The 23,279-nt window shown below is 69.0% G+C and carries 15 protein-coding genes; 12 read left to right on the top strand and 3 right to left on the bottom strand.

All coding sequences use genetic code 11. From position 1 onward, the window contains the following. Positions 1 to 25: 25 nt before the first annotated feature. A complete protein-coding gene (desA, locus tag KDW96_RS13155) occupies positions 26 to 1,213 on the bottom strand; it encodes a delta-9 fatty acid desaturase DesA (RefSeq protein WP_255836703.1) in 1,188 nt (395 codons plus the stop codon). 280 nt (positions 1,214 to 1,493) lie between these two features. On the opposite strand from desA, the gene KDW96_RS13150 reads away from it, so the two are divergent. From KDW96_RS13150 to KDW96_RS13110, 9 genes are all read left to right on the top strand, one after another. Further along, entirely contained in the window at positions 1,494 to 2,621 is a 1,128-nt protein-coding gene (locus tag KDW96_RS13150) for a response regulator (RefSeq protein ID WP_255836702.1), read from the top strand. Positions 2,622 to 2,655: 34 nt separating this feature from the next. Next, entirely contained in the window at positions 2,656 to 7,455 is a 4,800-nt protein-coding gene (locus tag KDW96_RS13145; protein ID WP_255836701.1) for a PAS domain S-box protein, read from the top strand. After that, a complete protein-coding gene (locus KDW96_RS22390) occupies positions 7,452 to 9,407 on the top strand; it encodes an ATP-binding protein (protein ID WP_255836700.1) in 1,956 nt (651 codons plus the stop codon). Before KDW96_RS13145 ends, KDW96_RS22390 begins: the two co-directional genes overlap by 4 nt. Then, positions 9,404 to 12,232 (top strand): PAS domain S-box protein, encoded by a 2,829-nt coding sequence (locus tag KDW96_RS13135; RefSeq protein WP_255836699.1) that lies wholly within the window; start codon positions 9,404 to 9,406, stop codon positions 12,230 to 12,232. Before KDW96_RS22390 ends, KDW96_RS13135 begins: the two co-directional genes overlap by 4 nt. After that, positions 12,225 to 12,611: a response regulator gene (locus tag KDW96_RS13130; protein WP_255836698.1), complete on the top strand. Its 387-nt coding sequence runs from the start codon at positions 12,225 to 12,227 to the stop codon at positions 12,609 to 12,611. The genes KDW96_RS13135 and KDW96_RS13130 overlap by 8 nt, the downstream gene beginning before the upstream one ends. Further along, positions 12,604 to 14,262 (top strand): diguanylate cyclase, encoded by a 1,659-nt coding sequence (locus KDW96_RS13125; protein ID WP_255836697.1) that lies wholly within the window; start codon positions 12,604 to 12,606, stop codon positions 14,260 to 14,262. The genes KDW96_RS13130 and KDW96_RS13125 overlap by 8 nt, the downstream gene beginning before the upstream one ends. 135 nt (positions 14,263 to 14,397) lie before the next feature. Beyond that, positions 14,398 to 15,687, top strand: a complete 1,290-nt coding sequence (locus KDW96_RS13120; protein WP_255836696.1) for an NAD(P)/FAD-dependent oxidoreductase — start codon at positions 14,398 to 14,400, stop codon at positions 15,685 to 15,687. Positions 15,688 to 15,703: 16 nt separating this feature from the next. Beyond that, positions 15,704 to 16,261 (top strand): helix-turn-helix domain-containing protein, encoded by a 558-nt coding sequence (locus KDW96_RS13115; RefSeq protein WP_255836695.1) that lies wholly within the window; start codon positions 15,704 to 15,706, stop codon positions 16,259 to 16,261. A 24-nt stretch (positions 16,262 to 16,285) separates the two neighbouring features. Then, positions 16,286 to 17,638: a glutamine synthetase family protein gene (locus KDW96_RS13110; RefSeq protein WP_255836694.1), complete on the top strand. Its 1,353-nt coding sequence runs from the start codon at positions 16,286 to 16,288 to the stop codon at positions 17,636 to 17,638. A 36-nt stretch (positions 17,639 to 17,674) separates the two neighbouring features. On the opposite strand, the gene chrA is transcribed toward KDW96_RS13110, so the two are convergent. Further along, positions 17,675 to 19,024, bottom strand: coding sequence for a chromate efflux transporter (chrA, locus tag KDW96_RS13105; RefSeq protein ID WP_255836693.1), 1,350 nt, complete (start codon positions 19,022 to 19,024; stop codon positions 17,675 to 17,677). Positions 19,025 to 19,133: 109 nt separating this feature from the next. Between chrA and KDW96_RS13100 the strand changes: the two genes are divergently transcribed. After that, a complete protein-coding gene (locus tag KDW96_RS13100) occupies positions 19,134 to 19,760 on the top strand; it encodes a class I SAM-dependent methyltransferase (RefSeq protein WP_255836692.1) in 627 nt (208 codons plus the stop codon). An 18-nt stretch (positions 19,761 to 19,778) separates the two neighbouring features. On the opposite strand, the gene KDW96_RS13095 is transcribed toward KDW96_RS13100, so the two are convergent. Beyond that, positions 19,779 to 20,747, bottom strand: coding sequence for an AraC family transcriptional regulator (locus KDW96_RS13095; RefSeq protein WP_255836691.1), 969 nt, complete (start codon positions 20,745 to 20,747; stop codon positions 19,779 to 19,781). 173 nt (positions 20,748 to 20,920) lie between these two features. Here KDW96_RS13095 and KDW96_RS13090 point away from each other — a divergent pair, with 173 nt between their 5' ends. After that, entirely contained in the window at positions 20,921 to 22,246 is a 1,326-nt protein-coding gene (locus KDW96_RS13090) for a tetratricopeptide repeat protein (protein WP_255836690.1), read from the top strand. A 277-nt stretch (positions 22,247 to 22,523) separates the two neighbouring features. Further along, the gene (modA, locus tag KDW96_RS13085) at positions 22,524 to 23,279 is read left to right on the top strand and encodes a molybdate ABC transporter substrate-binding protein (protein WP_255836689.1); all 756 of its coding nucleotides are present in this window, start codon (positions 22,524 to 22,526) and stop codon (positions 23,277 to 23,279) included.

Here is a 23,279-nt window from a genome sequence, read left to right as displayed (position 1 = left end):
GCCTTGGGCGGCACTGCAGGCGCGGTCAGTGCGCGCCGGCCGGGCGCAGCGAGTAGCTCTGCAGCTGTTCGGCGAAGTCGCGCAGCGACTGGATGCCACTGGCCTCGGCCTCGTGCACCCACTGCTTGATCGCTTCCAGCATCTCGTGGCCGTTGGAGCTGGTCCTGGCCCAGATCTGCTGCAGCGCCAGGCGCTTTTCGTAGATCACCTTGAGCGCCTGGCTGTGCGCCAGCATGGCGTCGATATGCAGCTGCTGAGTGTCCTGCAGCAGGCTCGGCTCGCGGGCCAGCAGGCGCTTGGCGCGGCGGAACTGGTGGCGCACCGAGGCGTCGGCCTTGAGCAGCTCCTGCTTGACCAGCGGTGCGATCACCAGCTTGCGGTACTGGGCCATGATCTGGAAACGGTTGTTGAGGATCGCCATGGCGGTGTCCATGTCCAGCTGGCGCTTGCCCTCGACCCGGTGGGCGATGGGCGCCACGCGCTGCACCTTGGCCATGCCCAGCAGGCTGAACAGCTTGATCCAGGCCCAGCCCATGTCGAACTCCCACTTGCGCACCGACAGCTTGGCCGAGTTCGGGTAGGTGTGGTGGTTGTTGTGCAGTTCCTCACCGCCGATCAGGATGCCCCAGGGCAGCAGGTTGGTGGCCGCGTCGCGGCACTCGAAGTTGCGGTAGCCCACGGCATGGCCGAGGCCGTTGATCACCCCGGCGGCCCAGACCGGGATCCACATCATCTGGATCGCCCACACGGTCATGCCCAGCACGCCGAACAGGGCCAGGTCGATGATCGCCATCAGGGTCACGCCGCCGATCGGGTAGCGCGAATAGAGGTGGCGCTCGATCCAGTCATCCGGGCAGTTCTTGCCGTAGATGCGCAGGGTCTCCTGGTTCTTCGCCTCTTCCTGGTACAGCTCGGCGCCCTTGCGCAGCACCGTGCCCAGGCCCTTGACCACCGGGCTGTGCGGGTCGTCGACGGTTTCGCATTTGGCGTGATGCTTGCGGTGAATGGCGGTCCACTCGCGGGTGTTCTGCCCGGTGGTCAGCCACAGCCAGAAGCGGAAGAAGTGTTTCAGTGCCGGGTGCAGCTCCAGGGCGCGGTGCGCCGAGTAGCGATGCAGGTAGACGGTGACGCTGACGATGGTCACGTGGGTCATCAGCAGGGTGACCGCGATCAGTTGCCAGACCGACAGGTCGAGAAATCCGTTGTACCACATGGAGTCGAGTGCCTCTGAAAAAGGATGACGCAGCCTGCCCAAAAGTATCAGGCTGCACGGCATTATCCCCCGAGACTGACAGAAAACCAGTCGGTCTTTTGGATAAGAATGTTGCGAGTGTGCCGATATCTATACTGCCGGGCATGCAAATGGAACTGAACCTGCCGCCTGGACGCCTGCGCACCCCGCTGGAATGGCCACAGCCCTCCCGAGCCCCACGGGCCAACCAGTGGCCTTGTTCGAGCGACGAACGGCGAGCAACCGATACGAAGGAAACGTCATGCGCGTGATGATTCTTGAAGACGACCCCTGGATCGCCGACCTGCTCAAGCAGATCGTCCTCAGCCTGCGGCCGGCCGCCCAGGTCAAATGCCTGGACAGCGTGGCAGCGGCGCTGCTGGACTGGCAGCAGCACGCCGCCGACCTGGTGATCGCCGACTGGAACCTGCCCGATGACTCGGGCACCCAACTGCTCGAGCAGGTGCACCGCGACAACAGCCAGGTGCCCCTGGTGATGGTCACCGGCCGCTCCGATCGTAGCAGCGTGCTCGAGGTCAAGGCCCTGGGGGTCAGCGCCTTCATTGCCAAGCCGTTCCAGGTGCCCAAGGTGCTCGAGTGCCTGCAACAGTTGCTGCCGCCGGACGAGGCCGAATCGTCCGCCGCCGCCATCGCCGGCGACAGCTTCGTCGATCACCTGGCCGGTCTGCCGGCCGGCGCCCTCGACCTGCCGCTGCAGGCCGGCATGCTCGACGGCCTGGAGCAGGCGGCCGACCAGCCGCCGAGCGCGCAACTGCTCAACCAGCGCTGGCAAGGCGATCCGGCGTTGACCGCGCGCCTGATCGCCGCGGCCAACAGCAGCCAATACAATCGCGCCAACCAGGCCTGCCTGAGCCTGTCCGAGGCGCTGCATACCCTGGGGCCGGCCACCGCCCTGAACATTGGCCTGGGCCTGGGCCTGCGTCCGGCGGCCGAGCTCGAGGACGGCGAGTTGAAGCTGCAGGCCCTGGCCTATATCGAGCAGGCCGAATCCCTGAGCGAACGGGTCGCCCAGCTCGCCGAGCAGTGCCATCTCGACCCCGCGCCGCTGCACAGCGCCGCGGTGCTGCACCGCATCGGCGAACTGTGCGTGCTGCACCAGGCGCAGCTGTGGAAGAATGCCGGTCAGCCTCTGGATAGCGAACAGCTGCAACAGGGGTTGGACCAGGCGAGCAACGTCCTGGCCTATCGCCTGAAAGCGCACTGGCGCCTGCCGACGCCGCTGCGCGAACTGATCGGTGCCTGCTATGGTCTGGCCAGCAATAATGTCAAACGAGAAACCATCCTCATGCGCCTGGCCATCTGCGAGCAGCACCCCGAACCGGACCACAACGACCTGGCACGCCTGCGGCGCCTGGCCGGACTGACCTGACGGTGAGTGCAACGCCCGCACCCGGATGTCGCCAATGAGCCCTGCCCCAAAGGCCCGCGCGCTCTACTGGATAGTCGGCATCGGCAGCCTGATCCTCGCCCTGCTGTTCAGCGCCTTCGGCTGGCAGGCGCAGCAGGCACGCGACGCCCTGTGGCAGCGGCAAATGGCCCGGCAAGGCGAAATGCAGCGCCTGGCGCAGCTGAACAGCCAGGACAGCCTGCGCAAGCAGGCGCAGATGCTCGCCGAAGCCATGGCCGCCGACGCCTGGGTGGTCGAGTTGGTCCGCCAGGCCCACGCCTTGGCGGAGGGGCCTGGCGATGGCGAGGCCCGCGGCTATATCCGCGGCCAGCTGTTCAGCCGCCTGGCGCCACGCTGGCGCCGCCTGCAGGCCGGCCACCCGTTCCGCCTCTCCGTCCATCTGGCGCCCGCGGCCGAAGTGCTGCTGCGGGTCCATGAGCCCGAGCGGTTCGGCGAGAGCCAGCCCCCCGCGTGGACGATGCTGCGTGACGCCCTGGTCGATGGCCGCAGCCGCGCCGGTCTGCTACTGATGCCCGGAGAGCTCGGCATGGCCGCGGTCGCCCCCCTGCAGGTGGAAGGCCGTGGCGCCCCCCTGACGGTCGGGGCGATCGAGGTGAACCTCGGACTGCTCGACGACCCACAACGCCTTGACCAGGAACTGCAGGCCGGCGTCGCCCTGCTGGCGCACCGCAGTCTGCTGCAGGCGCCGGACAGCGGTGAACAGCTGCGCGGGCTGACGCCGCCGACAGCACACTGGCACCTGCTGGAAACCTCCCGTCCGCAAGTGCGGCACTGGCAGGAGCGCCTGCTGCTACCGGATCCAGCGGCAGGCACCACCCTCAAGCTGATCAGCGACCAGGGCCGTACCTACCTGCTCAACCAGATCGTCCTGCCCGGCTACCAGCACCGAGCGAACGCACCCGCACTGGCGATGGCCCTGGTCTGGCGCGATGTCAGCGAGCAGCTCGCCGCGCACCAGCGCGAACAACACTGGCTGTTCGGCAAATGGCTGCTGGCCTGGCTGGGCGCCGAGGCGCTGCTGCTGGTATTGCTGCTGGCCACCCGCAACAGCACCCAGTCGCTGATGCGCAGCCACCAGCTGGCGCTGCAGCAAAGGCACCAGCAGAGCGAGCAGTCGCGGCAGCTGCTGACCATCGTCAGCCAGGCCCAGGCCGCCTATATCGATGCGCAGAACCAGTACCAGGTGTTCGACTCCTTGCTGCAACGGATTCTTGAGCTGAGCGCCAGCCAGTTCGCCTTCATCGGCGAAGTCCTGGGTGATGACGACGGCGCGCCCTACCTGCGCACCTGCGCCATCAGCGGCCTTGCCGGCGAGCCGGATTCGCAGCGCCAGCCGAGCCAGGGCCTGGAGATTCGCGACCGGCACAGCCTGTTCGGCCAGGTCCTGGGCAGTGCCCAGCCATTGATCGTCGATCAGGCGCCGCCCGGCTCAGCGCCCAGTGGCCTGCCGCTGGCGCATCCGCCGGTGCGCGCCTGCGCCGCCCTGCCGATTTTCAGCCGCGGGCAACTGGTCGGCCTGCTCGGCCTGGTCAACCGCGGCGGCGGCTATCCGCGTGAACTGATCGAACAGCTGCACCCTCTGCTCGCCACCCTCGGCCAACTGTTCGATGCCCTGCGCCGCGATAACCAGCGCGAATACCAGCAGGAGCGCCTGCAACGCCAGCAAGACGCCCTGCGGGCGCTCAACGAGATCGCCGCCCTGCCTGAACGCAGCAGCCAGGAGCAATTGCGCGAGGCCCTGCGACTGGGGGCGAGTTTCTACCAGCTGCCGCTGGCGATCATCAGCCAGGTCGAGGGCGAGGACTACCGCGTACTGGTCCAGGTCTCGCCGCCGGGCAGCCTGTCCGACGGCCAATGCTTCCCGCTCGGCGATACCTACTGCAGCATCACCCTGGCCAGCGACGAGGTGCTCGCCATCGAGCACATGGCGCGGTCGACTCATGCCAGCCACCCCTGCTATCGGCAATTTGCCCTGGAAACCTACATCGGCATCGCCATCTGGGTCGGCGGCCGACGCTTCGGCACCCTGAACTTTTCCGCCGCCGAGCCGCGCGAACAGCCCTTCGACGAGGCCGACCTGGAATTCCTCCGGCTGTTCGCCCGCTGGGTCGACACCACCCTGGAGCGCCAGCAGCAGGAGCAGGCGCGCCAAGCCCTGCTGGAGCGCCTGGACGAGTCCCAGCAGATCGCCCGCCTGGGCCATTGGGAACTCGACCTGCGCAACAGCGAACTGCGCTGGTCCGGGGTCATCTTCGACATCTTCGGCCGCGACCCGCGGCACTTCACGCCCAGCCTGGCGGCCTTCTACCAGAGCGTGCACCCCGAAGATCGGGCCTTGGTCGAAGCCAGCCAGCGTGCGGCTGAGGCCGGCGGCGCCCATGACGTGGTGCACCGCGTCATCCGCCCCGACGGCGAGATCCGCTGGGTCCATGAGCTGGGCCGTCTGCAGCCGAACGAGCAGGGTCAGCTGCTGCGCCTGGTCGGCACCGTGCAGGACATCAGCGACAGCAAACAGCGCGACCTGGAAATCCACCAGGCGCGCAGCTTTCTCCAGGCGCTGCTTGACTCGGCCACCGGGGTCTCCGTCATCGCCACCGACCCCGACGGCCTGATCACCCTGTTCAACTCCGGCGCCGAGCGCCTGCTGGGCTACCGCGCCGCCGAGATGATCGGACGCAGCAGCCCGACGGTGTTCCACCGGGCCGACGAGGTGCGCCAGCGCGGCGAGACGCTCAGCAAAATCGCCGGCCAGCCGGTCGAGGGCTTCGAAGTCTTCGTCCACAATCCCCGCCGGGGTGCCGCCGAGACCCGCCAATGGACCTATGTGCGCAAGGACGGTCAGACCCGCACGGTCAATCTCACCGTCAGCGCCATCCGCGATGGCCGCGGGGGGATCAGCGGGTTTCTCGGCATCGCCAGCGACATCAGCGACCTGCAGCAGGTTACCCGCGCCCTGCAAAAGAGCGAGAGCCGTTTCCGCGGCCTGGTCAGCAGCCTGCCGGGGGTGGTCTACCGCTGCGACACGGACGCCGAGTGGACCATGCGCTACATGAGCGAGGAAGTGGTCGCCCTGTGCGGCTATCCGGCCAGCGACTTCGTCGACAACCATCTGCGCAGCTACACCAGCGTGATTCACCCAGACGACCTGCCGAGCACCTACCGCATCATCGAGGCAGTGACCCGCCAGGAAGCCTTCGAGCGCACCTACCGCCTGCTGCATGCCGACGGCCACAGCGTCTGGGTGCGCGAGAAGGGCCGCGGCGAGTACGACAGCCAGGGCAAGCTGCTGTGGATCTCCGGGTTCATCTGGGACATCAGCGAGCGCAAGGCGGTCGAGGACCAGCTGAAACTGAGCCAACAGCGTTTCAGCAGCGCCTTCAGCACCGCGCCCCAGGGCATGGCCCTGGTTTCCCCGCAGGGCCACTGGCTGGAGGTCAACGACCAGCTCTGCCACATGCTCGGCTACAGCCGAGAGGAACTGCTGCGCACCGACTTCCAGCACATCACCCACCCCGACGACCTGCAACTGGACCTGCAGAATGTCGAGGACCTGCTGCTCGGACGGATCAACGCCTACCAGATGGAGAAGCGCTACCTGAACAAGCGCGGCGGCACGGTCTGGGCCTTGCTGAGCGTCTCGCTGGTGCGCGACGCTCAGGGCCGGCCGGTGCACTTCGTCTCGCAGATCCAGGATTTCAGCGAACGGATCGCCGCCGAGCGGGCGCTGCGCGAGCGCGAGGACTACCTGCGCACCCTGCTGGAGAACGTCCTCGACGCCATCGTCACCATCGACCAGTTCGGCCGGATCGAGACCTTCAACCGCGCCGCCGAGCAGCTGTTCGGCTACAGCCTGGAGCAGGTGGCCGGACGCGACGTCAAGCTGCTGATGCCGGAGGCCGACCACGCGGCCGATGATGGTTACCTGACGCGTTCTCGCCACAACGGCGAGGCACGGCTGGTCGGCAGCGTGCGCGAGCTGACCGGCCTGCGTAGCAATGGCGAACAGTTCGCCATCGAGCTGGCCGTCTCGCAGATCAGCCACCAGGGCGAGCCGCGTTTCATCGCGGTGATTCGCGACATCAGCGAACGCAAGCGCATCGAAAAGCTGAAGAACGACTTCGTCTCCACCGTCAGCCACGAGCTGCGCACCCCGCTGACCGCCATCGCCGGCTCCCTCGGCCTGATCAACGGCGGCGTGCTCGGCGAGGTGCCCGCTGCCATGGGCCAGATGTTGAAGATCGCAGAAGGCAACAGCCAGCGCCTCAGCGAGTTGATCAACGACCTGCTCGACATGGAAAAGCTGGTGGCCGGCAAGATGCACCTCGAGCTGAGCGAACAGCCACTGATGCCGCTGATCGGGCAAGCCCTGGAACAGAATCAACCCTATGCCCAGCGGTTCGACGTGCGCCTCGAGCTGCTCGAACGCGCGGACGCGGCCCGGGTGCGGGTCGACCCGCAGCGCCTGCTGCAGGTGCTGGCCAATCTGCTGTCCAATGCGGCGAAGTTCTCCCCCCCCGGCCAGGCCGTGGAGCTGCGCGTGCAGCAGCGCGCAGGGCTGCTGCGGGTCAGCGTGCGCGACTACGGCCCCGGGGTGCCGGAGCGCTTCCGCGAGCACATTTTCGCCAAATTCTCCCAGGCCGACGCCAGCGATACCCGCAACAAGGGCGGCACCGGCCTCGGCCTGGCCATCAGCAAGGAATTCATCGAACAGATGGGCGGCAACATCGGCTTCGACTCGGCCGAAGGCCAGGGCGCCACTTTCTGGATCGAGCTAAGCGAGGCGACACCGGCATGACCTCATTGACCCGTCAGCAGGCCCGCTCGCGGCGCCGTAGGCGCCTGAACTGGACGATCAGCCTGGCCCTGCTGCTGGTGCTCGGCCTGGGCGTCGAGCTGCTGCTGCAGCAGTACGCCCTGCGCCAGTTCGAAGCGGCCCAACAGCGCCTCACCGCCCGTGCCGGCGAGGTGCGCGCGATGCTGCTCAGCGAGCTCAACGCCACCCTGCACCTGGCAACCGGCCTGGCCTCCTATATCAGCGCCCGCCATGGCCAGGTGCACTCGCCCGAGCTGCAACCCTGGCTGGATGGCCTGCTACGCCGCAGCCCCTACATCCGCAACATCGGCCTGGCGCCGGATAACCGCATCAGCTTCATCTACCCACTGGCCGGCAACGAAGCCGCGCTCGGCCTCTACTTTCCGGATCGACCAGAACAGTGGCCGGCCGTGCAGCGCATCATCGCCGACGGCAAACCCGGCCTGGTCGGCCCGCTGCAGCTGGTCCAGGGCGGCAGCGGGCTGATCTACAGGGTGCCGGTGTTTCTCGACGACCAGGGCTACTGGGGCCTGATCAGCACGGTGATCGACTTCGACCCGCTGTATGCCGAGGTCGAGCGGGTAGCCGACGAACTCAACCTGGCCATCCACCTCGAACGCCTCGATGGCGCCGCGGCCAGCCTGGTCAAGGGCCACGACGCGGACGGCAGCCCGACGGTGGCGCTGCAGGTGCAACTGGCCGGGGCCCACTGGCGGCTCGAAGCCCGCGAGGCCCACGCCGAGACACCGCCGCTCGGCTGGCTGCGTCTGCTCGGCTGGAGCCTGGCCCTGGCGATCAGCAGCCTGATCGGCCTGACCCTGCACGGCCAGCACCGCCAGGCCGCGCTGCTGCTGGCCCTCAATCACAGCCAGCGGCAATTCCGCCTGGCCTTCGAGATGGCCCCCCAGGGCCTCGCCCTGCTCGACCCCCAGGGGCGGCTGCTGAGCGTCAACCAGGCGCTGTGCGAGCTCTTGCAGCGCGCGCCGGAGGACCTGCTCGACCAGCCCCTGGCGCGCTTCGGCGATCCGACGCTGAGCGCCTATCTGGACGGCCTGCTGGGCGCCCGCGACGGGCGCTCCGCAGGCAGCGGGCACGCGTGCCTGATCGACGCCCATGGCGAGTCCATCGATGCAGCGCTCAGCGCCGCCCGCCTGAACAGCCGCACGAGCGGCGGCGACGGCTGGATCCTGCACGTTCAGGACATCCGCGAAAGCAAGCGCCTGCAGCGTCTGCAGAACGAGTTCGTCTCCACCGTCAGCCATGAGCTGCGCACCCCGCTGACCGCCATCAGCGGGCCGCTGGAGCTGATCGACTCCGGCGCCCTCGGCGAAGTCCCGGAACACCTGCGGCAAATGCTGCAGATAGCCCGGCACAACAGCCGGCGCCTGGGTCTGCTGATCAACGACCTGCTGGACATCGGCAAGCTCGAGGCCGAGCGCATGCCCATCGCCTGCGAGCCCATGGCCCTGCAGCCGTTGCTCGACCAGGTGCTGCAGAGCAATGAGGCCTACGCCGCGGGACACGGGGTGCGCCTGCGGCAGATCGGCGTCTGCGCGGACTGGGTCAGGGTCGACGGCCAGCGCCTGCATCAGGTGCTGAGCAACCTGCTGGCCAACGCCGCCAAGTTCTCGCCGCCGGACCAGGACGTGGAGCTGCGCGGCGAACGCCGCGGACAATACATGCGCGTCAGCGTGCGCGATCGAGGCCCCGGGATCGCCCTGGCCTTTCACCCGCGCATCTTCCAGAAGTTCGCCCAGGCCGACGCCTCCGACACCCGCAAAAAAGGTGGCACCGGCCTGGGCCTGGCCATCAGCAAGGAACTCATCGAACGCATGGGCGGACAGATCGGCTTCGACTCGATAGAAGGCCTGGGCGCGACCTTCTGGGTCGAGTTGCCGCTGGCCGAACCCGCCTTACAGGAGCAGCCGGCATGAGCCCATTCCTTCCCGGCGCCCCCTTGCCGCTCGACGAGGCCGCACGACTCGCCGAACTGGAACGCTATGCCCTGCTCGATAGCCCGGCGGAGGAGGCGTTCGACGACCTTACCCTGCTCGCCGCGCAACTTTGCGAAGTGCCCATCGCGCTGATCTCGCTGGTCGATGCCGAGCGCCAGTGGTTCAAGAGCCGGGTCGGCCTGGACGCCTGCGAGACGCCCCGCGAATCCGCCTTCTGCGCCCATGCCATCCTCTCCCCGACACTGATGGAGGTCCCCGACGCCCTGGCGGACCCACGCTTTCGCGACAACCCACTGGTCACCGGGCCACCCCATATCCGCTTCTACGCCGGCATGCCGCTGACCACCCGCAGCGGACACCGGCTCGGCACGCTCTGCGTGATCGACCAGCGGCCCCGGCAGCTCAACCCAGGGCAGCGCGAAGGCCTGCAACGCCTGGCCCGTCAGGTCCAGCGCCAGTTCGAGTTGCGCCTGAGCGCGCGCCAGCATGCCGAGCAGGCGGCCCTGCAGCGGGCCATCCTCGACAGCGCCGGCAGCGCCATGATCACCACCTGCCCGGCCGGGCGCATCACCAGCATCAACCCAGCGGCCGAGCAGCTGCTCGGCTACAACCGCCAGCAGTTACTCGACCGCTCCCTGGCCGCCACCCTGCTCGATCCGCAGGAACTGGCCAGCCGCGCCCAGGCCCTGGGTCAGAGACTGGGCCGGGGCGGCCCGGCCGACTTTTCCCTGCTGATCAGCGAGGCCGAAGAACACGGTGGCGCACCGGGCGAGTGGACCTACCTGCGGCGCGACGGCAGCCGTCTGCCGGTGCTGCTGACGGTCTCGGCGATCCGTGACGAGGCCGGCGCGCTGCTGGGCCATGTCACCATCGCCCAGGACCTGAGCCAGCGCGTGCAGGCCCAACAGCGCCTGCAGCAGATCGCCGCACAACTGCCCGGCATGGTGTTCCAGGCGCAGCTGCCGGCGCAGGGAACGGTGCGCTTTCCCTACGCCAGCGAGGGCATCGCCGATATCTACGGGCTGAGCCCCGCCGATGTGCTCGAGCAGAGCAAGGCGGTATTCGCGGTGATCCACGAGGACGACCGCGCCGCGGTCAGCGCCTCCGTACTCGACTCGGCCCGGCAGTTGCACCAGTGGCACCAGGAGTACCGGGTGCGCCATCCGCGCAAGGGCCTGATCTGGGTCGAGGGCACCGCCACCCCGCAGCGCCAGGCCGATGGCTCGGTGATCTGGCACGGGGTGATCAGCGACATCAGCGCGCGCAAGCAGCAGCAGGCGGAGCTGGAGCAGCAGCAGGAAATGAACCGGCGCCTGCTCGAGGCGCTCGCCGTGGGGGTGGTCGCCTGCGACGCCCAGGGGCGCCTGACCCTGTTCAACGACACCGCGCGGCAATGGCACGGCACCGATATCAGTCAGTTGCCGTCCGAGCAGTGGAGCGAGCACTACGACCTGTTCCAGGCCGACGGCCAGACCCCGTTGTCGAGCGACAACATCCCCCTGCTGTGCGCCTTGCGCGGCGAGCGGGTGCGTGCGGCGCCGATCAGCATTGTCGCCAAGGGTCAGGCACCGCGCCTGGTCAGCGTCAACGCCGATCCGCTGTATGCCCCGGATGGCCGCCAGCTGGGCGCAGTCGCGGTGATGCACGACATCACCGAGCACAAGCGCATCGAGCGCCTGCAACGCGAATTCGTCTCCGCGGTCAGCCACGAGCTGCGCACCCCGCTGACCTCGATCGCCGGCTCCCTCGGACTGATCCAGGGCGGCGCACTGGGCGAACTGCCGGCGGAAATGCAGCAGATGCTCGAGATCGCCCACCACAACAGCCTGCGTCTGACCCAGCTGATCAATGACCTGCTGGACATGGACAAGCTGGTCGCCGGCAAGATGACCCTGGACCTGCAATGCCTCGACCTGCCCGCCCTGCTCGCCGACAGCCTGGTCAGCAACCAGGCCTTCGCCGACCAGCACGGGGTGCTCCTGGCAGCAGGGCCCTGCCCGCCGATCGAGGTGCGCGCCGACGCCATGCGCCTGCAGCAGGTGCTGGCCAACTTCCTGTCCAATGCCATCAAGTTTTCCCCCCGGGGCGCCGTGGTACAGCTGACCGCCGCCCTGCATGGCGCGCGCATCCGGGTCAGCGTGGCGGATCAGGGCGCCGGCGTCCCGGAGGCGTTCCGCGAGCGGATCTTCCAGAAGTTCGCCCAGGCCGACGCCGCCGACAGCCGGCAGAAGGGCGGCACCGGCCTGGGCCTGGCGATCAGCAAGGAGCTGATCGAGCGCATGGGTGGGCGCATTGGTTTCGACTCGACCGCAGGCCAGGGCGCGACCTTCTGGTTCGAGCTGGCGCTGCCCGCGCCCGCCGGAGCGGATGAGGGCCCCTGGATGCTGCTGGTCGAGGATCGGGCGCAGGTCGCCCCGCTGTTGCAGGGCCTGCCCGCCCGCTCGCGCGTGCTGCATGTCGAGGACGATGCCGACCTGCGCCAGGTGATCGCCGAACAGGCGCGAGCCCTGGCCGAGTTCATTTCAGCCGGCAGCCTCGTTCAGGCCCGCCAGCGCCTCGCCGAGGGCCACTACGACCTGGTCCTGCTCGACCTTGGCCTGCCCGATGGCAGCGGCCTGGAGCTACTCGAAGAGCTGAATCGGCACCACCCCGGCCTGCCGGTCGTGGTACTTTCGGCCCAAGAGCTGCCCGCCGATCAGCGCGATCGGGTCGCGGCCGTCCTAGCCAAATCGCGCACCAATGGGCAACACTTCCTGCAACTGCTCGGCCGCCTGCTACCCGCCAAGGAGAATCGGCATGCCTGAACTGACCCGCATCCTGCATGTGGAAGACGACCCCTCGATCCAGGCCGTGGCCAAGGTCGCCCTGGAGGCCGTGGGGGGCTTCAAGGTGCTCAGCTGCTCGTCCGGCCAGGAGGCGCTGGACCAGATCCTCGGCTTCGCCCCGGACTTCATCCTGCTGGACGTGATGATGCCCGGCATGGACGGCCCGCAGACCCTGAAGAAACTGCGCCAGCTGGTGGATATCGGGCAGATCCCGGTGGCCTTCATGACCGCCAAGGTGCAGCCGGCGGAGATCCAGCATTACCGCAGCCTGGGGGCGCGCGACGTGATCATCAAACCCTTCGACCCGATGCAGCTGGCCGCCCAGGTGCGACAGATCTGGAACCAGGCCGATGGCTGAAGAGACCCCACTGAGCGACAACTTGCAGCGCCACCTGCAGCAGCTCGGCGAGCAGTTCGCCGAGCGCCTGCAGGAGGAGCTGCAGCAACTGGACGACCTCGCCCAGCAGTTGTTGCGCGCCTGCACCCCGGCCGAACAGCAGCGCTGCCTGAACAGCCTGCGCAACCGCCTGCACCGGTTGGCGGGAACCGCCGGCACCTTCGGCTTCGTCAGCCTCGGCGAGCGCGCTCGCCAGCTGGAGCTGCAGGCCGAGCAGTGGCTGGCCACCCTGCAGCAGGAACAACAAGGCTTGCAGGCCTATATCGACAGCCTGCAACAGCTGGCCCGCCAGCAGCATCGGCCCGAGCCGGCACCTGAAAGCCAGGCTTCGACGCTCAGAAGCACCAAGGCCGATCGCGAGGAGTACTGCATCTATATCCTCGAGGACGAGGCCAGCGTTGGCGAGAACATGCGCCTGACCCTGAGCAACTTCGGCTACCACGCCGAGCACTTCACCCACTGCGAGGCGCTCGACGCCGCCATCGGCCGGCGCTTGCCCGATGCGCTGATCGTCGATGTCAACCTGCAGGACCCGCAACAGAGCGGACTGAACTACGCGGCGGCCCTGCAACAGCGCCTCGAGGCGCCCCTGCCCCTGCTGGTGATCAGCACCTGCGACGACTTCGCCACCCAGCTGGAGGCGGTACGCGTAGGCGCCCAGGGCTTCTTCACCAAGCCGGTGGACATCCCGCAGCTGGAGAACCGCCTGGAGCGCTGCTTCGCCCAGCAGCAGGGCGAACCCTACCGGGTGCTGATCATCGACGATGACCAGGAGCTGGCCGCCCGCTACAGCCTGGTGCTGCGCGCCGCCAACATGCTGGTGGAAATCATCCACGAGCCGGCGGATATCTTCCGGCGCATGGAGGCGTTCAACCCGGAAGTGGTGCTGCTCGATGTCAACATGCCCGGCTGCACCGGCCCCGAACTGGCGCAGATCATCCGCTTCAACGACGACTGGCTGCGAGTGCCGATCATCTACCTGTCGGCGGAGACCGACGTCGCCCGGCAGATGAGCGCGCTGACCATGGCCGGCGACGATTTCGTCAGCAAGCCGCTGTCCGACAACGCCCTGGTTTCCACGGTGTTCGCCCGCGCCCAGCGCGCTCGCCTGCTGAGCAACGCCCTGGCGCGCGACAGCCTGACCGGGCTGCTCAAGCATGCCGACATCAAGGAGCAGGTCGCCCTCGAGCTGGAGCGCGCACTGCGCAGCGGCAGCCGCGCCAGCGTGGTGATGCTGGACATCGACCACTTCAAGAAGGTCAACGACAACCATGGCCACAGCGCCGGCGACAGCGTCATCCGCGCCCTGGCCAACCTGCTGCGCCAGCGCCTGCGGCGCATCGACAGCCTCGGCCGCTATGGCGGCGAGGAGTTCCTCGCGGTGCTGCCGGATTGCCAGCCGGAACAGGCCCGACGGATTGTCGATGAGATCCGCGAGCGTTTCGCCGACCTGTGTTTCATGGCCGACGGCGCCGAGTTCTCCGTGACCCTCAGCGCCGGCATCGCCAGCACCGACGTCAACAGCGGTCCCGGCGAACTGCTGGAGCGCGCCGACCGGGCCCTGTACGCGGCCAAGCACGACGGCCGCAACCTGGTGCGCCTGGCCGACTGAAGGATCCGCCGGCGTGCCGGCGGACCCCGAGACCGTACCCGCCTCGGCGCCATCGAGCGATGGCCGGCTTGGCCTTATGAATTTATAGGCGTATATTTTCATGAAATTAACTACTAGTTATTTCATGAGCCCGCCGTGTTCAAGCACTCCGCCCAGCATGTAGCCAGCTACTACGCCGGCACCTTCCCCGCCGCCATCCCGCTGCGCCCGACCCTGGAGGGCCGCCAGGACTGCGAGGTGCTGATCATCGGCGCGGGCTTCAGCGGCCTGCACACCGCCCTGCGCCTGACCCTGGCCGGCAAGCGGGTGTGCCTGTTGGAGGCCAGCCGGGTGGCCTGGGCGGCCTCCGGGCGCAATGGCGGCCAGGCGTTGCTCGGCTGGTCCTGCGACATGGCGCCCCTGGAGAAGGCCCTGGGCCTGGAGCGTGCCCGCCGGCTGTGGGACAGCATGCGCTGGGCCGCCGCCGAGCTGCGCGCGCTGCCCGAGCGCCACGGCTTCGACATGGACTATCGCCGCGGCAGCCTGTGGACCGCGGTGCAGCAACGCCGCGTCGGCCAGTTGCAGCAGGCCCAGGAGGAGGCGGCAAGCAAGTGGGGCTATGACGCGCTGCGCCTGATCGGCGCCGGCGAGCTGGGCGAATGGATCGACAGCCCCCGCTACCTCGCCGCCCTGTACGACCCCGAAGGCGCCCACCTCAACCCGCTCAAGCTGGCCCTGGGCCTGTCCGCCGCCATCGAGCAGGCCGGCGGATGCATCTTCGAGCAGAGCCAGGTGCTCGACTACCGGGAAGGCCCCGATGGTTTTGTGGCGCGCACCGCCCAGGGCGAAGTGCGCGGCGATGTGCTGGTGCTGGCCTGCAACGCCTATATCGACCGCCTCGATCGCGACCTGGCCAGGCGCCTGCTGCCGGTCGGCTCCTACCAGGTGGCCACCGCGCCGCTGGCGCCCGAACTGGCCCGCTCGCTGCTGCCGCGCAATAGCTGCGTGATCGACAACCAGTTCGTTCCCGACTACTTCCGCCTGACCCCGGACCAGCGCCTGCTGTTCGGCGGCGGCTGCACCTACCTGGGCGGCATCCCCGAGGACGTCGCGGCGGCCACCCGCCCCTACCTGGAGCGTGCCTTTCCGCAACTGCGCGGGGTCGAGCTGGAGTTCGCCTGGGGCGGGCACATCGACGTGAGCCTGAAGCGCACCCCGGACATCGGCCGCCAGGGCCAGCGCTACTGGCTGCAGGGCTTCTCCGGCCACGGCGTGCTGCCGACCCTGGCCGGCGCCCGCGCGGTAGCCGACGCCATCCTCGGCGACGCCGAACTGCTGGCGCTGTACCAGGGCCTGCACAACCCGCGCTTCCCCGGCGGGGCCTGGCTCGCCGCGCCCCTGGAGGCCGCCGGCAAGGCCTGGTACCGGCTGCGCGACCTGATCTGAGACAGAGGACCCCACCATGGACATGCAAGAAGAAGTCGAAGGCCTGGCGATCCTGATTCGCGACCTGCGCAAGCACAAGAACCTGACCCTCGGTGAACTGGCCGAGCGCATCGGTCGCTCGGTGGGCTTCCTGTCCCAGGTCGAACGCGGCCTGTCGCGGCCGACGGTGGCCGACCTGACCGCGATCAGCGAAACCCTGGGCGTACCGACCACCTACTTCTACAGCCTGAGCAAACCCCGCGCGCTGCCCTGGGTGACCCGCCCCGGCGAGCGCCGCACCCTGTACTACGGCGGCGGCATCACCGACGTGCTGCTGTCGCCGAACATGGCGGCCGGCTTCTCCATGCTCGACAGTTACCTGGAGCCCGGCGCCAGCAGCGGCGAGGGCCACCTCAACGACAGCGACGAGCAGGGCGCTTTCGTCCTCGAGGGCGAGCTGGCGATCTGGCTGGGCGACGCCCCGGAGCCGGTGATCCTCGGCCCCAACGATGCCTTCCAGCTGCCGCCCCACAGCCAGTTCCGCTACGCCAACCTCTCCGACCAGCCGACCCGGGTGCTCTGGGTGTTTCGCTGAACCCGGCCCACAGGACAGCCCAACATGACAACCGCAAAAGCCTGCACCGACCTGCTCGACGAAGTACGCGCCTTCCGCACCCGGCACCCCGAGGTGCGCTACGTCGACCTGATCTGCCTGGACATCCCCGGCCACTTCTACGGCAAGCGCTACCCCATCGACATGCTCGAGAAGGTCGCCGCCGGCAGCCCGCTGAAGCTGCCGCAGAACTGCGTGCTGCTCGGCGCCCAGGGCGGCCTGCACCCGATCGGCGACTACTGCTTCAACGACGGCGATCCGGACGCACCGCGCCGCCTGATCCCCGGCACCCTCAAGCCGGTGCGCTGGGAGAAACAGCCGCTGGCGCAGATGCTGATCAGCTCGGACGGCACCGAGGCGCCCATCGAGTTCGAGCCGCGCGAGGTGCTTGCGCGGGTACTGGCGCGCCTGGCCGCGCGCGGCATCCGTCCGGTGGTGGCCTTCGAGCTGGAGTTCTACCTGTTCGACCGCGCCCTCAAGGACGGCCTGCCGCAGTTTCCCCGCGACGTGCTGACCGGCGACACCGACGACCAGCCGAACATGCACATCGAGCGCCTGTCGCGCTTCTCCGACGTGCTCCTGGAGATGGTCGAGGCGGCCAACGAGCAGGGCGTCGACGCCAACGTGATCACCGCCGAGCTCGGCCCCGGCCAGTTCGAGATCAACTTCGGCCACTGCGACGACGGCCTGCGCGCCGCCGACTGGGCCGCGCTGTTCTGCCGCAGCAGCCGCGGCGTGGCGCTCAAGCACGGCTACCGCGCCAGCTTCATGAGCAAGCCCTACCTGCAGGCGCCGGGCAGCGGCATGCACGTGCACGTCAGCCTGTATGACGAGCAGGGCCGCAACCTGCTCGACCAGGACGGCCAGCGGCCGCTGCGCCACGCGGTGGCCGGCTGCCTGGAGCTGCTGCCGCACTGCATGCCGATCTTCGCCGCCAACCACAATGCCTTCCGCCGCTACGGCGCCATGGTCAATGCCGCCAGTCGCGCCAGCTGGGGCTTCGAGGATCGCGATGCGTGCATCCGCATCCCCGAGTCGGACGGCCGCAACCTGCGTATCGAGCACCGCCTGGCGGGTGCCGACGCCAACCCCTACCTGGTCCTGGCGGCCATCCTGGTGGGCATGGAGCACGGCCTGGACGCGGCCAAGGAGCCGATCGCCCCGCTCAACCAGGACCGCGCCAGCGGCATCGACTTCCCCCAGGACATGCTCGGCGCGGTGGCGGCCATGCAGGATCACCCACTGGTCAAGCAGGGCCTGGGCAGCGAGTTCGTCATGGTCTACTGCGAGAACAAGCGCCACGACCACCTGGACTTCATGCACCACCTGAGCGCGCGGGAGTACCGCTGGTTTCTCTGAGGCGGCGACGGACCCTGCCGGCTGGCGGTGGGCGGTTCAGCCCTGCGCCAGCTGGATCAGCAGCCCGGCCAGGGCGCAGGCGCCCAGCACCTCCATGACCCCGCGCTTGTAGCGCAGCAGCGCCACGGCCGCGGCCAGGGCAATCAGTGCCGATATCCAGTCGAAGCGGCCGGCGAAGCCCTCGGGCCAGAGCACGTGGTAGGCGAAGAACAGCGCCAGGTTGAGGATCACCCCGACCACCGCGGCGGTGATCCCGGTCAGCGGCGCGGTGAAGCGCAGCTGGTTGTGGGTCGACTCCACCAGCGGGCCGCCGGCGAGGATGAACAGGAACGACGGCAGGAAGGTGAACCAGGTGACCAGGCAGGCCGCCACGGCGCCGCTGACGAAGGCCGAGTCGCCGGCCAGCATCGGCTGCAGGTAGGCGCCGACGAAGGCGACGAAGGCCACCACCATGATCAGTGGCCCCGGCGTGGTCTCGCCCAGGGCCAGGCCGTCGATCATCTGCGTCGGACTCAGCCAGCCGTAGTGGCCGATGGCGCCCTGGTAGACGTAGGGCAGCACCGCGTAGGCGCCGCCGAAGGTCAAGAGCGCGGCCTTGGTGAAGAACCAGGCCATCTGGGTCAGGGTGCCCTGCCAGCCGTACAGCGCGCAGAGCAGGGCCATCGGCAACAACCACAGCAGCGCGCCGACCAGAACGATCAGCGCCAGACGCGAGGCGCGGAAACGTGCATGGGCCGGGGTCGGCGTGTCGTCGTCGATCAGCGCCGGGCCGTAGGACTTGTTCGCCGCAGCATGGCCACCGCCGACGCTGAACTGATCCGGCAGCAGGCGCCCGCCCAGGTAGCCCAGCAGCGCGGCGCCGAGGACGATCAACGGGAACGGCAGGTTGAGGGCGAAGATGGCGACGAAGGCCGCCGCGGCGATCGCCCACAGCCAGTTGTTCTTCAGCGCCCGCGAGCCGATGCGCTGGGCCGCCTGGACGACGATGGCGGTGACCGCCGGCTTGATGCCGTAGAAGACTCCGGCCACCAGCGCCACATCACCGAAGGCGATATAGACCCAGGACAGGCCGATCAGCAGCAGCAGCGAGGGCAGCACGAACAGCGCCCCGGCGATCAGACCGCCCCAGGTGCGGTGCATCAGCCAGCCAAGGTAGGTGGCCAGCTGCTGGGCCTCCGGCCCCGGCAGCAACATGCAGTAATTCAGGGCATGCAGGAAGCGCCGCTCGGAGATCCAGCGGCGCCGCTCGACCAGCTCCTGGTGCATGATGGAAATCTGCCCGGCCGGGCCGCCGAAACTGATCAGGCCCAGCTTGAGCCAGAAGGCCAGGGCCTGCAGCAGGCTGACCGGTTGCGGGGAATCGAGTTCGGGCTGGGGCGCGGCCATGACCAGTACGTCCACTGTGGCGGGAGGGCGGCCGCACTATAACCTGCGCCGCGCGATAGGGTTAAATAGGCACTCCCGCGCCGCCCACCCCGACCAGCAGACCCGCCCCATGCCCCTGACACCCGAGCAACTGCAGCAGATCAGCGCCCTGACCCTGGGCCACTACCAGGACCACGCCGAGGATTTTCGCGACGGCACCCGCGACCACGACGTCAGCCAGAACGTCGCCGCCCTGCTGCAGCACATCGAGGCGCCGGCGCCCTGGCGGATTCTCGATTTCGGCTGCGGCCCGGGGCGCGACCTGCGCACCTTCAAGGCCCTGGGTCACACCGCCATCGGCCTGGACGGTTGCCCGCGCTTCGTCGAGATGGCCCGCGCCGATAGCGGCTGCGAGGTCTGGCTGCAGGACTTCCTCGCCCTCGAGCTGCCGAGCGGCCACTTCGACGGCATCTTCGCCAACGCCGTGCTGTTCCATATCCCCAGCCAGGAGCTGCCGCGGGTGCTGCGCCAGCTGCACGCCACCCTCAAGCCCGGCGGCGTGCTGCTGAGCTCCAACCCGCGCGGCGACAATCAGGAAGGCTTCAACGGCGATCGCTATGGCGCCTACCATGACCTGGCCAACTGGCGCAGGCTGCTCGGCGCCGCCGGTTTCGTCGAGCTCGAGCACTACTACCGGCCCGCCGGCCTGCCGCGCGCCCAGCAACCCTGGCTGGCCAGCGTGTGGCGCCGCGCTTAGCCGGCTAGGCGCGGCCGGCTAGGCCCGGCCGGCGGTCGCGTGGCGCTTGCGCCAGGTGGCCGGTGGCAGGCCGAACTCGCGCTTGAAGGCACGGTTGAACGCGGCCTCCGACTCGTAGCCGATGCCATAGGCGATCTGCGCCAGCGAGTCGCCGCTGTCGCGCAGGCGCGCGGCGGCCAGTTGCAAACGCCAGTGCGCCAGGTAGCTCATCGGCGGCTGGCCGATCAGCTTGCTGAAGCGCTCGGCGAAGGCCGAGCGTGACAGGCCGACCTCGCGGGCCAGCGCCGCGGTGGTCCAGGGCGCGGCCAGACGGCCGTGCAGCAGGGCCAGGCCCTTGCCGACGAAAGGGTCGCGCAGCCCGGCCAGCCAGCCGGTCTGCTCCGCCGGCAGGCTGGCCAGGTGATGGCGGACCGCCTCGACGAACAGCAGCTCGGCGAGCTTGTTGAGCACGGTGCTCGAGCCCAGGCTGGCGGCGGCGAACTCCGCCGCCGCCAGGTGGAACGACTGCTCGACCCAAACCCCGGTCGGGCCGTCGTCGACCCGCACGCGCAGCATCGCCGGCAACGTCGCCAGCAGCGGATTGTCCGCCACCTCGCAACCGAGAAAACCGCAGATGACATGGGTCGCGGCCCCGCCGCCACCGTAGCGCAGGCGGGCCAGGCCGGGGCTGTCGACCGTCTGGATCAGTTCGTCCACTGGCGCCGCGCGCAGGCCCAGGGCGCTCGTCAGGCGGTGCGCATCGTTGCGCGGCAACAGCACCATGTCGCCTGCCTGCAGGGGCAGAGCCGGCTCGCCGGGCAATTCCAGGTACAGCTGGCCGTCAACCACGTAGTGGTAGGCGATGATATGGGCCGGCACGGCGCCGAGCGGGCGGCAGTCCTCCGGAACGACCTGGGCGGCGATGCACCAGGGGGCGGTGAACTCGGCATGCAGGAAGGACACCGCACACAGGCGCACGGCGGCAAGCACATCGGACAGGGTATCCATCAGGCTTCGCCTCGCAGCGCGGGCGGCGGCTGCGTCAACAGAGCAGGCGGCTTGGACATAGTCGCCGGGCACCCACCTCTTTACCTTAGCACTGGCCAGGCACGCACGACGTGCCAGCCGGCGCCTCGCGGCTCCCACCGGGGCACCTCGCCGTCAGCAGAGGAGTAATGCGGATGACCACCAGAGACATGCTCGGCCTGACACTGTCCGGGGCCGACTCGACCAGCTTGGCGCACTACGAGAACGCCCTGCGCCAGTTCCAGTGCTACCGCGGCGACCCGCTGGCCGCCGTCGACGCGGCCCTGGCGGCCAGTCCCGCGTTCGTCATGGCCCATGTGCTCAAGGCCTACCTGCACCTGCTCGGTACCGAGCCCGCGGGCCTGGCGGTCGCCCGGGCCTGCTACGCCAGCGCCGCACGCTTGCCGGCCACCCCACAGGAGCACGGTCACGTCGCGGTCGTCGGCCGGCTGCTCGCGGGCCATTGGCATCTGGCGGGGCAGACCCTGGAGGACCTGTCGATCGAACAACCCCGCGATATCCTGGCCCTGCAGGCCGGGCACCAGGTGGACTTCTTCACCGGCCGCTCGCGCATGCTCCGCGACCGCATCGCTCGCGCGCTGCCGGCCTGGCAGCCAGGCATGCCCGCTTATCACGCGGTGCTCGGCATGCATGCCTTCGGCCTCGAGGAAACCGGCGACTATGCCGCCGCCGAGGCCGCCGGGCGCCGCGCCGTGGAGCTCGAGCCCCGCGATGGCTGGGCGCAGCATGCGGTGGCCCACGTGCTGGAGATGCAGTGCCGGCAGCGCGAAGGCATCGCCTGGATGCGCACCGGCCCGCAGGCCTGGGCGCAGGACAGCTTCTTTCAGGTGCACAACTGGTGGCACCTGGCGCTGTTCCACCTGGAGCTGGGCGAGATCGACGAGGTGCTGGCGCTGTTCGACGGCCCGATCAACGGCGCCGGTTCCAGCGCAGTGCTGGACCTGGTCGACGCCTCGGCGCTGCTCTGGCGCCTGCAGCTGCTGGGCGTGGAGCTCGGCCAGCGCTGGCAGGACCTCGCCGAGCGCTGGCAGTCCCTGGCCGTAGCCGGCCACTACGCCTTCAACGATGTCCACGCGATTCTCGCGTTCGTCGGCGCCGGTCGAGCGGAGGCCGCCTGCGCACTGCTCGAGGCGCAGCAGCAAATGCTGCGCGGCAACACCGACAATGCGCGCTTCACCGCCGAGGTCGGCGAGCCGGTGGCCCAGGCCATCTTGGCCTTCGGCGACGGCCACTATGCCCAGGCCGTGCGCCTGCTGCGGCCGGTGCGGGCCATCGCCCAGCGCTTCGGCGGCAGCCACGCACAGCGCGACCTGCTCGACCTGACCCTGATCGAGGCGGCCTTCCGCGCCGGGCAGCAGTGCCTGGCCACGGCGCTGTGCCACGAGCGGCTGGCGGTGCGCCCCGAGAGCCCGCTGAGTCGCCGCCTGACCGAGCGCGCAGCGGAGCAGCGGGCGGCCTGAAAAAGCCCTGCGCTGCGGCCACCTGGGCGCAGCGCAGGGCATTCGACGCGTGCCGCAACGGCTGCCAACGTCACTTGATTTTGCAGTCAGATATTTCCAAGATGCCGTCTGCCCTGATGCCTGGCCGCCGATCGGTCCTGGCACCAGGCATCGGGAACCGCCGATCACGCCCCTTGAACCGCCACACAGCCTTCTGCGGCGACAACGGCGCCAGCGCTCCGTACAGAAGCAAACAGCGAGTAGGCATTACCCGCCTCGCCGCCCCAGGAGCTCACCGATGCGACATTTCGCCCGTCCCCTGCTTGCCCTCTGCGCCAGCGCCTTGTGCATCGGCAGTGTCCTGGCCGCCGAGGTGCAGGTGGCCGTGGCCGCCAACTTCACCGCGCCGATGCAGGCCATCGCCCGCCAGTTCGAACAGGACAGCGGCCACCGGGTACTTGTCGCCTATGGCGCGACCGGCCAGCTCTATGCGCAGATCAGCAACGGCGCGCCCTTCGAGCTGCTGCTGGCCGCCGACCAGACCACGCCGGCGCGGCTGGAGCGCGACGGCCTGGCCGTCGCCGGCTCAGCCTTCACCTACGCCACCGGCGCCCTGGTGCTGTGGTCGGCGCAGCCGGGCTTCGTCGATGCCGAGGGACAGGTGCTGAAGACCGGTCAGTACCGGCACCTGGCCATGGCCAATCCGAAAGCCGCGCCCTATGGCCTGGCGGCGAGCCAGGTGCTGGACAAGCTCGGCCTCAGCCAAGCCGTGGCGGGCAAGCGGGTCGAGGGCCAGAGCATCAGCCAGACCCTGCAGTTCGTCGCCAGCGGCAATGCCGAGCTGGGCTTCGTCGCCCTGTCCCAGGTCTACCGGGACGGCGAGATCGCCGAGGGCTCGGCCTGGGTGGTGCCTGCCGCGCTGCATGAGCCGCTGCACCAGGATGCGGTGCTGCTCAGCCGCGGCGCGGACAACCCGGTGGCCGCCGCGCTGCTGGCATATCTGAAGAGTCCGGCGGCAACCGCTATCATTCGCCGTTACGGTTACCAGCACTGA

Source organism: Pseudomonas benzenivorans (assembly GCF_024397895.1).
In the GTDB taxonomy this organism is placed as follows: domain Bacteria; phylum Pseudomonadota; class Gammaproteobacteria; order Pseudomonadales; family Pseudomonadaceae; genus Aquipseudomonas; species Aquipseudomonas benzenivorans_A.
The sequence above is the reverse complement of the archived record's forward strand: the minus strand, read 5'-3'. Positions and strand labels throughout refer to the sequence as shown.

What these genes read in the sequence shown, in the direction of transcription:
- KDW96_RS13145 (WP_255836701.1), top strand. Translation starts at nt 2,656, where the DNA reads ATGAGCCCTGCCCCAAAGGCCCGCGCGCTCTACTGGATAGTCGGCATC.
- KDW96_RS13150 (WP_255836702.1), top strand. Translation starts at nt 1,494, where the DNA reads ATGCGCGTGATGATTCTTGAAGACGACCCCTGGATCGCCGACCTGCTC.
- chrA (WP_255836693.1), bottom strand. Translation starts at nt 19,024, where the DNA reads ATGGCCGCGCCCCAGCCCGAACTCGATTCCCCGCAACCGGTCAGCCTG.
- KDW96_RS13130 (WP_255836698.1), top strand. Translation starts at nt 12,225, where the DNA reads ATGCCTGAACTGACCCGCATCCTGCATGTGGAAGACGACCCCTCGATC.
- KDW96_RS13115 (WP_255836695.1), top strand. Translation starts at nt 15,704, where the DNA reads ATGGACATGCAAGAAGAAGTCGAAGGCCTGGCGATCCTGATTCGCGAC.
- KDW96_RS13100 (WP_255836692.1), top strand. Translation starts at nt 19,134, where the DNA reads ATGCCCCTGACACCCGAGCAACTGCAGCAGATCAGCGCCCTGACCCTG.
- desA (WP_255836703.1), bottom strand. Translation starts at nt 1,213, where the DNA reads ATGTGGTACAACGGATTTCTCGACCTGTCGGTCTGGCAACTGATCGCG.
- KDW96_RS13125 (WP_255836697.1), top strand. Translation starts at nt 12,604, where the DNA reads ATGGCTGAAGAGACCCCACTGAGCGACAACTTGCAGCGCCACCTGCAG.
- KDW96_RS13095 (WP_255836691.1), bottom strand. Translation starts at nt 20,747, where the DNA reads ATGGATACCCTGTCCGATGTGCTTGCCGCCGTGCGCCTGTGTGCGGTG.
- KDW96_RS13110 (WP_255836694.1), top strand. Translation starts at nt 16,286, where the DNA reads ATGACAACCGCAAAAGCCTGCACCGACCTGCTCGACGAAGTACGCGCC.
- KDW96_RS22390 (WP_255836700.1), top strand. Translation starts at nt 7,452, where the DNA reads ATGACCTCATTGACCCGTCAGCAGGCCCGCTCGCGGCGCCGTAGGCGC.
- KDW96_RS13135 (WP_255836699.1), top strand. Translation starts at nt 9,404, where the DNA reads ATGAGCCCATTCCTTCCCGGCGCCCCCTTGCCGCTCGACGAGGCCGCA.
- KDW96_RS13090 (WP_255836690.1), top strand. Translation starts at nt 20,921, where the DNA reads ATGACCACCAGAGACATGCTCGGCCTGACACTGTCCGGGGCCGACTCG.
- modA (WP_255836689.1), top strand. Translation starts at nt 22,524, where the DNA reads ATGCGACATTTCGCCCGTCCCCTGCTTGCCCTCTGCGCCAGCGCCTTG.